Here is a 17,055-nt window from a genome sequence, read left to right as displayed (position 1 = left end):
GATTCTTTTCCTCCATAAAACAATTTCTTTAAATTTAAGAGAAAAACTTTTATAATCCAAATTGTTCAAAAAAGTAATAAATCAAATAATAAAAAAGACGCGAATTATAGTTGTTTTTATGTGTATAATTGTATATTAAATTAACTGTAGTTGAATCAAAAATAAGGAGCGTAAACCATTCGTAGACCGTTTAAAATGACATCTTCCCCAAAAGACGGACCACGTTCAAATCAAGATATTCGGGTATCTCATGTTCAACTTATCGATGATGAAGGACAACATCAGGGAGTTGTTGCGATACAAGAGGCTCTTACTATGGCTGCAGATGCGGGACTTGATTTGGTTGAAATTGTACCAAATGCGGAACCGCCTGTGTGTAAAATCATTGATTTGGGCAAATTAAAATATCAAACCCAAAAAAAAGCCGCTGAAACACGTAAAAAACAAAAAGTCATCGAAATCAAAGAGATTAAGATTCGGCCGAATGTTGATGTCCATGATTATGGAGTTAAGCTTAAAGCTGTTCATCGCTTTATTGATCATGGTGATAAGGTAAAAATTACTTTGCGTTTTCGTGGTCGTGAGATGGCTCATCAGGATCTTGGATTAAAGCTTCTTCAGCGTGTGAAAGAAGATACAAGTGAAATTGCTAGAATTGAATTGGAACCAAAACTTGAAGGACGGCAAATGATGATGGTGATAGCACCTAAATAGTTTTTGTTAGAATAATATCTTGTGTGCAATTCATCAAAATGAGTGTATGTGTGTAATTTAAAAGCACCATATAAAGTTTTTTGTGGTGCTTGTGAGGTTTTATAGATGTGTATAAATCCTTCTAATTTAATGGCACTTTCTCGATTTATAAGAAAAATTCATTATTTTGCGCATTAAATGAAAAGTCTCAAACATCGTAAGATTTTTTCATTTTGGACTCTTTTATATGAAATATGGTAAAATAATTTTCTTGCACGTGGAAAAAATAAATAAGGCATAAAACATTAAAAAAGCAGAAATGCCTTTTGGGATCTTTTTCAAGTGTAAAAGATTATTACATATTACAATATGGAAATTGATACAATAAAATGGTGGGATGCACTTGATTCTTTTATTTAATGAAGACAGTGATAAACAAAATATTTTCATTATATTTTTTTACAAAAATTTTGCATTATATTCTTCACGCTCTTTGTCGTGAAATGGGTGTGTTAAGCCTTAAAAAACTCCTTTTAAAAAAAGATTAAAGGGCTTTTTAATTAAGAGTGCTTCAATCTTGCATAAAATAATAAGAAAATATAGAAGCACTTCATGGCCAAAAAACAAATTTCCTCTTTTGAGAAACATCTTATTATTCGTCTTTTGCGAGAAAATTTTCATAAACATGCGCGTTGGTATAGCGCAGCTATTTTCTCAATGATCATCATTTCTTGTACAACTGCATCCAGCGCATGGATTATACGCGATGTTGTTAATCATATTATTGATGCACAGAATTTTCCTATGATCATTTTGATTTCTAGCATCATTGCTTTTATCTTTATTCTCAAAGGATTTGCAACTTTTTCCCAAACTTATTTTTTAAACAAAGCAGGCAATAGCATCATTGCTGAACAACAACGTAAAATTTTTGCACGGCTTATGGAACAAGGAATCTCTTTTTATCATAATAACACTTCATCTGATCTTCTTGTTCGTGTAACCCACAATGCTACAGCCGTACGTACAATTATTGATACTATTATCACAACTTTTGTGCGTGATTTGCTTTCCGTTAGTGGTTTGTTACTTGTCATGTTCATTCAAAACTTTATGTTAATCTCTATTACTTTAATCATAGGACCACTGGCTTTTTTAGGCATTCGAATGGCCTTAAAACGAATTCGCTGCCTTATGGAAAAAGAACTCTTTTCACTTGGTGAAATTATTAAAATCGTACAGGAAACTGCTGTTGGCATTCGAGTCATTAAAGCTTTTTCACTAGAAGAAATTATGAAGAAAAGAATGGACAAAGCCATTTGTGATGTTGAAAAACAAACTAATAATATCGCAACACTCGAAGCTATTACCAATCCGATTATGGAAACACTTACGGGGGTTGCCATTGCAGGTATTATCTGTTTTTCTGGTTACCTTGCAACCCAACGAGCAGGTGTTCAAGGTGAATTTATGTCTTTTATTGTTGCTTTACTTTTAGCTTATGAACCCGCAAAAAGACTAGCGAATGTCCGTGTCAAAATTGAATCCGGCTTAGTCAATGTCCAGACGATGTTTGAAATACTCGATCGTCCCCTTACAGTTATAGAACATAAAGAAGCTAAAGATCTGAATAAAACACAAGGAGCTATTTGTTTCGAACACGTTTCTTTTGCCTACACTGATAACAAAATGGTTTTGAAAGACATAAATTTTGAGATAGAAGCTGGAAAAATAACTGCAATAGTGGGACCATCGGGTTCTGGAAAATCAACCCTTATTAACCTTATTATGCGCCTCTATGACCCCACAGAAGGACGCATATTGATTAATAATCAAGATATCCGCTACACAACATTTCGCTCTTTGAGAAACTTAATGGCTTATGTAGGACAAGATACTTTTCTCTTTCAAGAAACTATTAAATATAATATCGGACTCGGAAAAGAAGGGGCTAATGATGACGAAATTATCAAAGCAGCAAAAGCAGCAAATGCTCATGACTTTATTGTGAATTTACCAAATGGTTATGATACACAGATAGGAGATAATGGTTGTAAGCTTTCAGGTGGACAAAAACAACGACTTGCTATCGCTAGAGCAATGATTCACGAAAGTGAAATTTTGATTCTTGATGAAGCAACAAGCGCTCTTGATGCACACACCGAAGCACAAATTAATGAAGCACTTCATCACCTTACCAAAGGACGCACAACAATTATCATTGCTCATCGCCTCTCAACGATTGCTCATGCTCATAAAATCGTGGTTATACAAAATGGACAACTGATGGAACAAGGCACTCAAAAAGAATTGCTCGCAAAAAAACATGGATTTTATAAAAAACTTCATAATATTCAGTTTAAAAAGCACATGTCCTAAGAATATTTAAATAAGCTTTGAAATAAAAATCCATAGAGGTAAATCCTCATTTGTACGAAAAGAAATGTTATCAAGGGAAAGTATTACTTCAATCAAAGCTTAGCAAATAATTTATGATTTATTAAAAATAATTTTTTTGATTTAGATAAAAATTAGGAGTTTCATACATTGCTTTATTGAATGTAATTAATTTTAACAACAACGAAATATTGATTCATAAAGTTGATTTACTTTTTTGCATGTTGAATAAGCAAACCGAATATCGTAAGATTTTCTCATTTCAAATTTATTTATCTTGCATCAATCAAAATCACTCCCTTGCCCGTCATAAACGGGGGTGTCGTGTAGGTAAAAGCTGTACTAAGAAAAGACTAAAAATGGCTCTTATAAACCGTTTTAATGCAAAGGCTGTCGCAACAATTTGGAGCTAGCAAATATAATGATGGCATCGGCTTACTTCTTCACAAGCGTAAAGATGGAGGTGCTTAATGGCTTTATCGTTATACCATTTATAGGCATCGCTGTGAAATAGGCTTAGATGCGTTGCGAAATGTTTCTTAAAAACAAACACGTGAATTTTCAACATTCTAGCATTCTGTTTGGGAGACTGTTTGTCATAAGAAAAGGAAGCTTGCTAAAAAATATAATAAATAAAAATGTGAGTAATAGGCCATGTTCATTATTTAAAAAATATTGCTTTAAATGCTTTTTAAAATAAAATTTGTACCATATGAATTTTACATTATACACTTCACACAACCACATGAAATGGGGTTGAGAACAAAGATAAGATATTTCTCTAAAACTAAGTATACAATAGAAAAATAATATATTGTCTTTCGTGAAAATTTTATCTCTTTAGAATAATATCATAAACAAAAATAAAATATTTTAGATAGACTTCTTTACACCTCAACAAAGATCTTCTTCTTTAATAGGGTTTCTAGTCTATGCTTTTTTCTCAAACTTAAAAATAAGAGATAAAAAACGAAGAAATTGATTTTTCAAAAATTCAATCATTTAATAATCTCTTTCATAAAAGAGACCAATGCTAGAATTTTGTTCATTTCCTATGGCCCCTTTAGCTTTGAAATGACGCGAAATATCTAAATTAATTGTCCCTTTCGTCATTCCATCAGACCCTGCTTCAAAGCCCAAATAAACATTATTGTGTATGTAGCGTCCAATACGTAAGCCTGTATTACCCTTTTCATTAACAATAACATCAAGATCATCAAGTCCAATTTTAGCTCGTAAAGTATTCAACAAAGATGTATTAGAAGCACCTGCAAGATCTGCGGCGGCTGCCGCAAGTTGAGCAATCTGAAATGGTGATAATTCATTAAGAGAGCGATTAAAAATCAAACGCGCCAAAATTTCATCCTGTGGCAAATTCGGTTGTGATGAAAAATTAATATCAAGATTGTCAATTGTTCCACTTACCGTAACAGTAACGCGAATGTCACCACTGTTATTGTTAGTGACAAAATAAACTGTAGGATTAAGATTACCGCTAAAACTCGCTTGTCCTTGATCAAAATTAAGACGTTGCGAAAGAATATCAAAACGTCCACGAATCATTCTAAATTCACCAACTGGATGCACATCATTCAACGGACCCGCTAGATTAATGCGTCCTCCCAGTTCAGCATCTAACCCTTTTCCGCGTACAAAAAATTGATTGCGTGCTGTAATACGCATATTTGATAGCACAACAGATGAAGATTCTGGTGTGATAATACGGTTTTTGTTCGTATTTTTCACATCAGCACGCTCAAGCGTTGTTTGAATCAATTTGGTTAAATTCTTATTTCTTACACCAAGAAATTTGGCATTTCGAAAATGATCAGGAATAAAAACTTCAGCTTTTTCAACAATAATATCACCACCAATAACAAAATCACTCAAAAAATGACCTGCCATTGTCATCTTACCTGACAATGTTGCAAGAATCATAGAACCATCATTATAATTGGCATTATCAAGATGAAATATTAAATCTGCCTCTAGATTATTAGAAATACGACCTGAAGCAGAAATCTTTCCCCCTTCCAACGAAGAAGCTGAAGCTTCCTCTATAAGAATACGATCGCCATTTAATCTGCCTACAAGTGTTATATTATTCAATCCTACATTTGTTTGTGAATCAAAAAAACTACCGTCTCTTATAGAAACATTTCCCATCAATTGAGGCTTTGATAACGCACCATTAAGAACCGTATCAATTCTTGCTGTACCCGTTATATGTGCGCCACGCTTAGCTAATAAGAGATTAACAAAATCAAGAGGCATTATCCCTTTAATGTTTAATTTTGTCTCTGAACCATTAAAAGAAACAGGCCCATGTATAGAAAAATCTAATCCTTTATCTCCTGTAGCTATCATCTTTTCAAGATAAAATGTCGATTTTTTATAGGAACCATAAGCATTTATATTGATTGACATCGGTTCTTTATGTGTCACAATGGCTAAACTTTGACTGGAAAGCTCAAAATGAGCAGAGGGATCTTTCATTGTTCCACCAATATCAATTTTGCCTATCACCGTCCCATTAAGCACTTGTCCTGCAATAAAATTATTCGCCAAACGTGTAGATAAATTTTGCAAATTAATATGGAGATCAAGCTTGTCTTGCTCTAGAGACACATGTCCCTGAGCTTGTGCTTGTATTCCTTCTCCAATTAAATTTGCATTCAAAGTAAGGTTCTTGTCTAAAGTTTGCCCCGTAGCAGAAAATGAAAAAGGCATAATTTTTTTATCTTGAAGCGCAACAGTTGTCAGTCCCTCACCTCTTATATCATAGGTTATATCAGGTTTTTTTAAACGACCACGAATCATAACCTCCCCTGTTATACTCCCTGCTGCTCCAAGATCAGATTTCCACAGATTAGCTAAAGTAGCAGGAAGAGCATTCATCGTAAGCTGCAAATTCAGAGTATCTTGAATATTCCCGGCAAGGATAATATTGCCTCCATTTATTGCAATTCCTAATTTATTAATTGTTATTCCATCTTTATCAAAAACAATTATCGATGGTTTTGGCAATGTTGCATGAAGATTGCGTTGATTTAAATCCATAGTTTCAATTTGTACCTCTCGCTTTATGCCTTCTGGAAGTTCCACAACCATTACATGACCAGAAAGCTGAGCCTTGAGAGCATTAGGCAATATTGCCTGAACAGTAAAAACCGTTTGTCCATTATTTCTATTGGCATGAGCATTTAAACTATTGGCTATTAGAAAAGGTGTTTGAATATGCTCTGCATTGATAACCCCTTCAAACTGTGTTATTCTAAAAGGATCAAATATGTCAGCATCTATTACCAACTTTTTTATTTTATTTTTGGCAAAACTCAAATGGTTAATAGATGCTTTCACATTGGTTGTTTGTTTGCCATTTCGTTCATCAAAAATAAAATCTCCTTTTACTTTTCCATTACCATCTTGCAAAAATAATGCTGAAAGCACTGAAATATCATCGGCATCAATATGCAACGCTCCTTTCACAAAACCTCCAAGTTGTTGAGAAAGATCACCGGTGATTTTTGCATTTCCCCCTCTAATATCGATATCTTCAAGTTTTCTCATTTGCTGAGATTTTTTAAAAGACGCAGATAAATGCAACGGTTTTTGAGCAAAAGTTCCTTCACCTTTTACAACACCTGTTAAAGAAGTAACCGGTGTTGTATTATCCATAAATGCCTCTATATTAAAGGTTGCATTTTGAAGTTTCTTCCCTACGAAGAGAGCTTCAACCACATTAGCGCGTGTATTTAGTTTTATATGGCGATTGCGTCCTCTCACCGTACTTTGAATTGTAAGTGCACCTCTTATCTTCGGATCTAATTTGGCCAAATCAAAGATTTGAGCAGACAAATCCATTTTAGCGCTTTCATCTGAAAAATAACCATCAGCCTTTATGTTTGCATATTGGTTTTTCAAATTCAAATGACGTAAAACGAATCCCATCGTATTTCGAGCAGCAGCACCTGAAAGAGTGATATTTCCTTTGAATAAACGATCAAAAAGCTGTACGCCTATTTTCATATTGTCAGCCATTCCTAATAATTTGAGATCAAAAATACCACTCAATAAACCAATAGTTCCTTTGGCTTTAATGTCTGCACTACCAGAGAATGATTGCTTACTGAATACTTCCAAAGGAGCCAATGTTTGAGCTTTTAAACCAAGATCGCCTTTAAAAATAAAATGCTCCATTGTCCCTTTTAACCAAGAAGAAAAGCCCTGAGCTGTAATACTAAAATCATGAATTAAAATTGGTTTTTTAGAAATAAGATCGGTATCTAGATGCACATGAACCGCTTGACTTAAATTTTCTATTAACGCTCCCTTAATCCTTTTAACCCCTAGAAGCATTCCATTAACCTGAACACCAACATGACGAGAAGCTGCACTATCAAGATTTTCACTTACCCCTCCCATATCAAAAACTGCATCACGAATATAAATATTTTTATTGCTCAAATGATGTCCAACCAACCGGCCATTCCAAGATTGTTGCCCTTCGCGACCATAATCAATGTTCAAAGCGAGAGTATTAGCAGGTTTTGCCGATTCTGATGCAGATAAATGAACAGACTCCTCTTCGTTATCAAAAATCATTTTGCCATCAACCGAAAGCCGCCGCAAAAATCCATCAGCTGTTATTTTAGCATTGGCGATAACATTCATGGTTTTGCCCTGAATAACCATTTGATCAAGATGTGTCATACCATCTCTTGTCCTTCTTGCCTCTGCTTTTAATGTTATATCAGATTTGAAAAAACTACGATATTGAGCAGGGATTAAGGGACTTAATATACCCTCTAGTGTCGTAGAAAAACTGTATCCTTCTGAAATACTCGCAAGAATAACATTACCAGCTAAAATAGAATGATGATCAGCTTCTAAAGAAAATTTGATAACCAAATCATCAAAAGTACCATCACCTTTCATAGAAAGATTTAATGCCGGACGTTTTTCAATGTTAAAAATATTCGCCAAAATACCATTTTGCGGCTCATTTGCAGAAATATCAAGTTGAGCTATACGATTGCTATCAGATATCTTGGTGAAAACAGAAAAAGAACCCGGTGCATCTAAACGGCGCGCCACTATATCAATACCAAAATTACCACTCGCCAAAGTGAAACTGCCCTCTAAGGACATATCAGCAGAAAAACCAAAAAGATTTTGCTCAAACATTATATGTTGAGCTGTAAGCGTATTGATAGAAAGAGCAAGTGGTAATTTTGGTAAAGAAAACTCACCCGCCTCAAGAGAAGAAACAAGAGAAGAATTGCCTTGTGGTTTGCGGAAAAACGTAACTTGTTCTGCCGAAAGCTGATTAATATCCAGGCGCCCTCTCAGCAACGCCAGACGATTCCAATCCATTTTAGCATTAGTAATTTTAAGCCAAACCCCTTTTTTATCACTGACAGTAATAGCATCTATTGATGTTTGAGAAGATAGTGTCCCTTGCATATTGTGTAAACGAACTTGACGATTAGGTGCTGAAAGCTTGCGTTCAATTAAAGAAACAAACCATGAACCATCATCTGTTTTTATTTCGCCAGAAGAAAAACTGCCTTCTCTTTGCGCAAAAACAAAACCACTCACCCAAACAAACAAAAATCCAAAGATAAAAGCTAATAAACGGACACTTTTTTTCATTAAAATGCTTGTCCTATACCCACATAAAAACCAATGCGCGGATCACCTTGTTCTCTTTTTAAAGGAAAAGCTAAATCAACGCGTAAAGGCCCGAGACCCGTCATATAACGACCTCCTATACCGGCTCCCCATTTAATTTTTTGAGAAAAAGAAAAATTCGCCTTTTCTCCTACAAGACCTCCATCAAGAAAACCGACAAACCCTATTTTATCATTTAGAGAAACACGTAATTCTGTGGAACCTTCTATAAGTGCTTTTCCACCAACAATAGCATCATTTTTTGTTTTAACACCGATATTACGATAAGCATAACCACGAACGGATCCTCCTCCACCAGCAAAAAAAAGCGTATCCACAGGAATCTGTGCTGTATCACTCCCAAGAATTGTACCAAATTTCGCCCGTGCAGCAAAAACAAAACGACCTCTTTCATCTAGCACCCAATAAGAACGACCTTCTGCTGTTATTTTTGCCACAAAATCACTAAAACGCATTTCATAAAAAGGCTCAAGTAGAAATTCACCATACAAACCCTTTGTCGCATTAAATTTATTATTGCGACTATCGTAAATCAAACCGCTAGGAAACCCAATTGTTGTAAAATTATGGCTCTCCAAATAGATATTACGTGAATAACCATTCGCAACTTCCACCGCAGCCTGTCCTGATAAATTATCATTAAAAATATGCGTTATTCCCAATTTCCCTCTTATCGCTTTTGTCGTATAATTTTCTAGAACATCTTGCTGAATTTTTAATTCTGATCTAAAATCTGTATCAGGAGTGAATATACCAGGCTTTATAAATGTGCCACCGAAAAGATAATCAAAGTTTTTAAAATTATATGATTTCTTTTTATTACTACCAACACCACTTATTTTGGTCTCAACTTTAAGAATTTCTGCATGACCAAAAAGATTGTTATGCATCCAATAAGCTTCAAAACCAGCTCCATCTAATGTTGAATAACTGCCACCTATGCCGAAACGACGCGGTTTACGTTCTTGTACAACAAGCGTAAGTGGTAAACAACCATCTGGATTAATTGCATCATCCTCATCTATATTGATAGCATGAAAAATACCAAGACGCGCAAGACGTTCACTTGCCTTAGTTAAGGCATTAGAATCGTATTTCTGGCCTAGCTTTAAACCAGACATCCATGCGATATAAGCTAAATCTACCTGTGGTTTCTTACTTATATTACGCACACTTAAAGGACCATAATAAGCCTTTTGTCCAGGATCAACAACTATCCGTCCTTCAACACGCAAGGCAGCATGGTCAGCCACGACTTCACTCTTCATAACTTTAGCTTTAGGATAGCCTTGTTGACGCCATCCTTCTACCGCCCATTTTTCTGCTTTCAAAATGGTTTCAGATTTAGCAATAGCTCCAATTTTATAGCCCAATTCTTCAATTGTGGGTATTTTACGCCCTTTATGTTTTGCAAATGGAGCAACTTTATCGATATTTGCAAGGCTAAAAACATATTGTGGACCAGCATCAATCGTAATAACAATATTGGATTGTGCTGGAAGTTGAGTTACCGGGCTTAAATCAGCGACTTCCAAACCATTAATTTTAATACTAAGAACACTACCATAGCGTCCATCAGCATAAAGAGCAGAAAGAATTGCCCGATAATCTGAACGTGCTTTAGCTAACAAACCAGAAGAACTGGCAGATGCTTTTTCTTTATCAGCAACAAGAGAAGAGACAGATTTAACTATTTTGATACCTTCTAATGGTGCCCCTGGCGGTGCAACAATATCAACTTTATAAAACCTCTCTGCACTTTTGCCATGATTTGAAGGAGAATTTATTTTCTTTTGACCAAAAAGAGGGATGCCGAAAAAATCAAATGCCGCAACTGGTTGTGGAAAAGAAAAAGTGAAATACAAGCCTATAAATACACAACGCACAGCTCCTGATTTTAATAAAATTTTCATCTGGTATGCCATAAAATCAGATATCTTTAAATACACCTTGCAGCTACGACGCTTTAAATAATATAAAAATAAGAAAGGTAAATCCAACTACTTTGCATATTTTACACGTTTTATCACATTAAATAACGCTCTGCGATACATAACGTTATCCCCCCTCTTATTATCTTTATAAGATCCTACCCTGTTGCGTAACACAAACAGCCTCATTCCTTTCTCTTAACATATTTATTTAGCTTATTATAAATGTTTTATTGTCCAACATATTAGCATGGTTAACTTTGTACAAATGACTTTACCATGAAAACACAACAAAAACCTGTAGATGTATATAAATCTCTCCATAAAAAAAACCAGAGAAATGCTTCTTGATTTTTACGTATAGATATGATTGTTTCTTTCAAATCTAAACGGGGGAAAATAAATAAATGATCGCACATATTACAACTGTTGCTTTTCGCGGTCTGGAAGCAGTGCCTGTCGATGTACAGGTTATGATTTTAGCTGGTAAAATAGGAATGGCGATTGTTGGATTAGCTGATAAAGCAGTTGCAGAAAGCCGTGAACGTGTACAAGCAGCTCTCCATGCTTGTGGGCTTTCTATGCCTACCAAGCGAATTACGATTAATCTTGCACCAGCTGATTTACCTAAAGAAGGATCACATTATGATTTGCCAATTGCTATAGGTTTAATGCTTGCTATGGGAATTCTCCCTCCCGAAGTAGCGCAAGACTATGTTATTTTAGGCGAATTATCACTGGACGGTTCACTGACTGCTGTCAATGGTGTTTTACCAGCTGCTATGACAGCTTTATCACTCGATAAAGGACTGATTTGTCCCTTTCAATGTGGACCTGAAGCAGCATGGGCAAATGCAGAAATAAATATTCTTGCTCCAGAGACTCTTCTCACGATAGTCAATCATTTTAAAGGAACCCAAATTCAAAAACGTCCACAACCGCGCCAATATACCATTGAAACTGATCTTCCAGATCTTTGTGAAATCAAAGGACAGAAAACAGCCAAACGTGCCTTAGAAGTTTGTGCTGCTGGGCGCCATAACCTTTTGTTTGTAGGTCCTCCTGGCGCTGGGAAATCTATGTTAGCTCAACGCTTACCTTCCATTTTGCCACCTCTTGATAGCCGTGAGCTTTTAGATGTCTCGCTGATTGCTTCTATTACAGGAGAAACGATTCATAATACTCTTTCACTTCATTGCCCCTTTCGTTCTCCACATCATTCTGCTTCTATGGCTGCAATGATTGGTGGGGGGCTTAAAGGGCAACCAGGAGAAGTCTCTCTTGCCCATAATGGTGTATTATTTCTTGATGAATTGCCTGAATTTTCTCCGCAAGTTCTTGATTCTCTTCGTCAACCTTTAGAAAGTGGAGAATCAATTATCGCCCGCGCTAATCATCATATCAGCTATCCTGCTCGCTTCCAACTTATTGCCGCAATGAATCCTTGCCGTTGTGGTAAGGCAGGCGAAAAAGACCATCTTTGTGCTAAAGGAATGCGTTGTCAAATCGATTATCAGTCCCGTATTTCTGGCCCTCTGCTTGATCGAATTGATTTAAGGATTGATGTTCCTGCTTTGACAGCTATGGACCTTATGCAACCAGAACAAGCAGAAAAAAGCCACGATGTTGCTAAACGCGTTGCACAGTGTCGTACCATTCAGTCCAAACGCTTTAGAAAATTAGGGCTTGACCACATCCGAACCAACGGCGATTGTCCTGCAAAAATTATAGAACAAATCGCTATTCCTGATAAAAGTGCGGCCGTACTCTTACGAGATGTGAGTGAAAAAATGCGTCTTTCTGCACGAGCCTATCATCGTATTCTCAAAGTTGCACGCACAATTGCTGATCTTGATGGATCAGATAATCTTTCATGCCATCATCTTGCAGAAGCTATTTCCTATCGACTAGGTACAGAAAGATTAACAGCCCTGATATAAAATTAGTTATCAATAAAAACTTATTGGAAAATAGCGCAAATAAAGCTCTGTAAGTTTACCATCCTCTTCTAGAGATTTCAGTGCATAATTGAGTATATCAATCAATTTTTCGTTCTTTTTTGCAACAGCAAGCTGCATTCCTTGTCCCAATAACTGTGGTGCTACATATGCTCCATCAACAAAATGGCAGCAATCAACAGCTTTTTGATTTTTGAACCATAACGATAAAGCAAATCCATCATCAAAAATAAGGTCAATTTTACGTTCCTGTAACGCTTTATAGAGTTCTTCTCTCTCTTTAAATCCTTGTCTTTTAGCTTTAGGAAAATAATGATGAAAAAGCTTTTCGTGAATACTTTTAGACAAAACACCACTAGTTAAATGTACCAATTGACCGCTTATTGGCTCATCAAAATTTAAAAGTCGAGAAGCAACAAATCTCGCTGGAAAGCGCAAATATGACTTTGTAAAAACAAGATCTTGCTGGGTTTTACTCGTTTCTTTTAAACCCGCAATAATAACTTCTGCACTACCATTTTTAACATGCTCTACAAGCTCTTCCCAAGGAACCACTTCTACTTCACAAAGTTTCTCCAATTTTAATTTTGAGCAAATAGCGCGCAATAAATCAATGTTATAACCTGCAAGATGCCCCATTTGATCAAAAAAATTAAACGGAGGAAAATCAAAAGTTGTTACAAAACGCAAACGAATAATATCCTTTGTATCAGGTTCTATCAAGTGTTCATGTGAATTAAAAAAAGAAGGTAACTTTTCAGCTATTTCAGCTTCTGCAGAAGAAGCAAATAGAAAGCTCCCTGCTGTAAATAAAATATGAATTAGAACATTATATAAATTAAAGTACCGTAAACGCAATTGAAATTGTTTTACAGGTATAATTTTTCTTACTTTCAAAATCTCTCTCTCATTTTTCAAACCCAAGATGTAATTTTTCTTCGTTATTATCTAATGCACTTCATTAAAATATCTGGTGCTCAATAAATAAAATTATTGCTATTTTCTAAAACTATTAAAAATTTTAATAGTTTTCGTATATTTAAAAAAAATATTTAGATTTTTGATGTTAACTTACCAAAAACAAATATAATTTGCGAGAAAAGCAATTTTATTTTTTAAATTTAAGAAATAAGCTATCCATACCTTTAAGAAACGCACCCTATTTTAAAGATGTCACTTAAAATAAATTACATACGATATTTTCGCCGCACGTTAGATCTAAAAACTTGAGCTGCTTAAAGAGCTCGTAATCTTGGTTTTAAATATACGATAGTATTAGGTTTGAAGATTGACTTATAGGTAAAACAGGAAAAGCTTGGTTAGTATACCACAAAGACGCACAACTAATTTTGGAACATTATGTATATGCAAAAATAAATAAAATAAACAGCATCACTTTATGAAATAATTTTCTGTGTAAATCAAAATTGTTCATAAATAGACGAAAATTTATTATTGTTTTATGATAAGATAAATGATATCATTTATTTCTCTGTGCAATTGTTGATCTTACGTCAAGCTTAATTGATTTCATCCCTACATCTCAAAGAAAAGTGATTTCTATCAGCTTTTAGCTGTAAACAGTTCTGATTTTCCTCGACAAATTCTTCTAGATTTCCTACTTATGTGATTCACTTAACTAAAGGCTATAAGAGCCAACCCTACCCCGAATATTCAACACGCATTTTAAAATATATGATATATCAAGGAAGCGCTTACTTGCCTTATATCACAATCCTACACGACAGTTTTACAGCATAACAGTCTAATATCATTTTATCTATTATCTGACAGATATTGAATCTAGATCTGATATACGGTAAATGTTTAATGTGGTTATTCCATAAATAACTGATCAGAACATTGAGCTTTTAAAAAGCGGATAAAGTATTGTAAATTGAACACAGAAATGGACTAACTTATGAGTGATGAAATAACCTCACCGACACAAAGTAATGACTATGATGCTGCTTCTATCAAAGTTCTTAAAGGTCTTGATGCTGTACGCAAACGTCCTGGTATGTATATCGGTGACACGGATGATGGATCAGGGTTACACCATATGGTTTATGAAGTGGTAGACAATGCTATCGATGAAGCTTTAGCTGGCTATGCTACTCTTGTAAATGTCACACTCCATGCTGATGGTTCTTGTTCTGTTTGTGATAATGGACGTGGGATTCCGACGGATATCCATCCAACAGAAGGTATTTCTGCAGCTGAAGTTATTATGACACAGCTTCATGCCGGCGGAAAATTTGATCAGAACTCTTATAAAGTCTCAGGTGGATTGCACGGTGTTGGTGTATCTGTTGTGAATGCATTATCCGTTTGGCTTAAACTGCAAATCAAACGGAATGGTAAAATTCACGAAATATCATTTACCCACGGAGTGGCTGATGCTCCATTAAAAGTTGTTGGCGATTGCAATAAAGAAAGTGGAACAGAAATCAGATTTTTACCAAGCTCTGAAACCTTTACGATGGTTGAGTTTGATTTTGAAACTTTGGAGCGTCGTTTACGGGAATTAGCCTTTCTAAATTCTGGGGTTCATATTATTCTTGTTGACAAGCGTCATGCTGATATTAAATCTGTTGAATTGCATTATGAAGGAGGATTAACGGAATTTGTCAAATATATTGACCAATCAAAAAAAGCTCTGCTTGATAATCCTATTTACATTGCAAGTGAAAAGGATGGCATGAGCGTTGATGTTGCCCTATGGTGGAATGATTCCTATCACGAAAAGGTTTTGTGTTTTACCAATAATATTCCCCAACGTGACGGTGGAACTCATTTGATAGGTTTTAGAAGCGCTCTTACACGCCAAATTAATGGCTATGCTGAATCTTCAGGTCCTGCCAAGAAAGAAAAAGTAAACTTAACCGGCGATGACTGTCGGGAAGGATTAACAGCTATTCTTTCTGTAAAAGTCCCTGATCCAAAATTTTCTTCACAAACAAAGGATAAGTTAGTTTCTTCTGAAGTGCGTCCTATTGTTGAAAATTTGGTCAATGAAGGTCTTTCAATATGGCTAGAAGAACATCCTAATGAAGCGAAACTTCTCATTAGTAAAGTGGTAGAAGCTGCAACAGCACGTGAAGCAGCACGCAAAGCACGTGAACTCACAAGGCGAAAAGGAGCGCTTGATATCACTTCCCTGCCAGGGAAGCTTGCCGATTGTCAAGAACGTGATCCTGCAAAATCAGAAATCTTTATTGTCGAGGGAGATTCCGCTGGTGGTTCAGCAAAAAGTGGGCGTTCACGGCAAAATCAAGCAATTTTACCCCTCCGTGGTAAAATCCTCAATGTTGAACGAGCACGTTTCGATCGCATGCTTTCATCTGATATGATCGGAACACTCATTACAGCTCTTGGAACTTCTATCGGTAAAGATGAATTTTCACCCGATAAATTACGTTATCATAAAATTATTATCATGACAGATGCGGACGTTGATGGAGCCCATATTCGTACTCTGTTGCTTACTTTCTTTTTTAGACAAATGCCCGAATTGATTGAACGTGGACATCTTTATATTGCTCAGCCGCCTCTTTATAAAGTATCGCGTGGAAAATCTTCCCAATATATTAAAAATGAAGCAGCATTTGAAGAATTCTTAATCGATACTGGACTAGAGGAAACAACACTTGAGCTTTCAACAGGGGAAATTCGTGCAGGAGCTGATTTGTATCAACTCGCTAAAGATGCTTGTATATTACGTCAGCTTTTAAATGGTCTTCATACCCGTTATGACCGTAATATTGTTGAACAAGCAGCAATTGTTGGCGCTTTTAATCCTGAAACTTTTGCAACACAAGAAAAAGCGCAAAAAATAGCAAATGTTATAGCTCACCGCCTTAATCTGATTGCTGATGATATGGAACAAGGTTGGAGTGGACAATATACAACAGATGGAAATTTATGTTTTGAGCGTATCTTGCGTGGTGTTAAAGATATTATCACGCTTGATACAGGACTTATAAACTCAACTGACGCACGACAAATTGATCGCATTTCCCAAAATTTTATTGACATATATCATCCTCCTCTTCTTTTACGACGCAAAGATAAGACAGAGCGTATTTTTGGTCCTATAAGCCTCTTAGAGAGTATTTTTACAAACGGTAAAAAAGGTATTACTCTTCAACGTTATAAAGGCCTTGGAGAAATGAATGCTGAACAACTTTGGGAGACAACTCTTGATCCCAATGCACGTTCTCTCTTACAAGTAAAAATTAATGATGCAACCGATGCCGATTCACTCTTTTCTCGTCTCATGGGTGATGAAGTTGAACCTAGGCGTATTTTTATTCAAGACAATGCCTTAAGCGTTGCCAATCTTGATATCTAAAGATATTCTTCTGTTTTTAGCTGTATAA

The 17,055-nt window shown here is 35.6% G+C and carries 7 protein-coding genes and 1 pseudogene; 5 read left to right on the top strand and 3 right to left on the bottom strand.

The features are described 5' to 3' along the window. The first annotated feature begins 195 nt into the window (after positions 1-195). The 3 genes and pseudogenes from infC to GGR08_RS08615 all read left to right on the top strand — a co-directional run. Positions 196-714 carry a translation initiation factor IF-3 gene (infC, locus tag GGR08_RS00985; RefSeq protein WP_183193552.1) on the top strand — a complete coding sequence of 173 codons (519 nt, stop codon included), beginning with the start codon at positions 196-198 and terminating at the stop codon, positions 712-714. Between the two features lie 591 nt (positions 715-1,305). Next, the gene (locus GGR08_RS00980; protein ID WP_183193551.1) at positions 1,306-3,072 is read left to right on the top strand and encodes an ABC transporter ATP-binding protein; all 1,767 of its coding nucleotides are present in this window, start codon (positions 1,306-1,308) and stop codon (positions 3,070-3,072) included. A 377-nt stretch (positions 3,073-3,449) separates the two neighbouring features. After that, positions 3,450-3,630 (top strand): annotated as a pseudogene (locus GGR08_RS08615) (hypothetical protein); the annotation flags it as partial. 462 nt (positions 3,631-4,092) lie between these two features. Here GGR08_RS08615 and GGR08_RS00975 read toward each other — a convergent pair. Both GGR08_RS00975 and GGR08_RS00970 read right to left on the bottom strand, forming a co-directional pair. Continuing rightward, positions 4,093-8,745, bottom strand: coding sequence for a translocation/assembly module TamB domain-containing protein (locus GGR08_RS00975; RefSeq protein WP_183193550.1), 4,653 nt, complete (start codon positions 8,743-8,745; stop codon positions 4,093-4,095). Next, positions 8,745-10,709, bottom strand: a complete 1,965-nt coding sequence (locus tag GGR08_RS00970) for an autotransporter assembly complex protein TamA (protein WP_183193549.1) — start codon at positions 10,707-10,709, stop codon at positions 8,745-8,747. Before GGR08_RS00970 ends, GGR08_RS00975 begins: the two co-directional genes overlap by 1 nt. 413 nt (positions 10,710-11,122) lie before the next feature. On the opposite strand from GGR08_RS00970, the gene GGR08_RS00965 reads away from it, so the two are divergent. Then, on the top strand, positions 11,123-12,655 hold the full coding sequence (locus GGR08_RS00965) for a YifB family Mg chelatase-like AAA ATPase (RefSeq protein WP_183193548.1): 1,533 nt from the start codon (positions 11,123-11,125) through the stop codon (positions 12,653-12,655). Positions 12,656-12,664: 9 nt separating this feature from the next. Here GGR08_RS00965 and GGR08_RS00960 read toward each other — a convergent pair whose 3' ends face one another. Then, the gene (locus GGR08_RS00960) at positions 12,665-13,570 is read right to left on the bottom strand and encodes a transporter substrate-binding domain-containing protein (protein ID WP_183193547.1); all 906 of its coding nucleotides are present in this window, start codon (positions 13,568-13,570) and stop codon (positions 12,665-12,667) included. A 1,024-nt stretch (positions 13,571-14,594) separates the two neighbouring features. On the opposite strand from GGR08_RS00960, the gene gyrB reads away from it, so the two are divergent. Next, the gene (gene gyrB, locus GGR08_RS00955) at positions 14,595-17,027 is read left to right on the top strand and encodes a DNA topoisomerase (ATP-hydrolyzing) subunit B (RefSeq protein WP_183193546.1); all 2,433 of its coding nucleotides are present in this window, start codon (positions 14,595-14,597) and stop codon (positions 17,025-17,027) included. Positions 17,028-17,055: the final 28 nt, after the last annotated feature.

The sequence above is a fragment of the Bartonella fuyuanensis genome (assembly GCF_014197255.1).
Lineage (GTDB): Bacteria > Pseudomonadota > Alphaproteobacteria > Rhizobiales > Rhizobiaceae > Bartonella > Bartonella fuyuanensis.
Note: the sequence above shows the minus strand (reverse complement) of the source record. Positions and strands in the feature narration are given on the sequence as shown.

Bases quoted from the DNA above. Each gene is read 5' to 3' on its own strand.
- infC (WP_183193552.1), top strand. From the start codon at position 196: ATGACATCTTCCCCAAAAGACGGACCACGTTCAAATCAAGATATTCGG.
- GGR08_RS00980 (WP_183193551.1), top strand. From the start codon at position 1,306: ATGGCCAAAAAACAAATTTCCTCTTTTGAGAAACATCTTATTATTCGT.
- GGR08_RS00975 (WP_183193550.1), bottom strand. From the start codon at position 8,745: ATGAAAAAAAGTGTCCGTTTATTAGCTTTTATCTTTGGATTTTTGTTT.
- GGR08_RS00970 (WP_183193549.1), bottom strand. From the start codon at position 10,709: ATGGCATACCAGATGAAAATTTTATTAAAATCAGGAGCTGTGCGTTGT.
- GGR08_RS00965 (WP_183193548.1), top strand. From the start codon at position 11,123: ATGATCGCACATATTACAACTGTTGCTTTTCGCGGTCTGGAAGCAGTG.
- gyrB (WP_183193546.1), top strand. From the start codon at position 14,595: ATGAGTGATGAAATAACCTCACCGACACAAAGTAATGACTATGATGCT.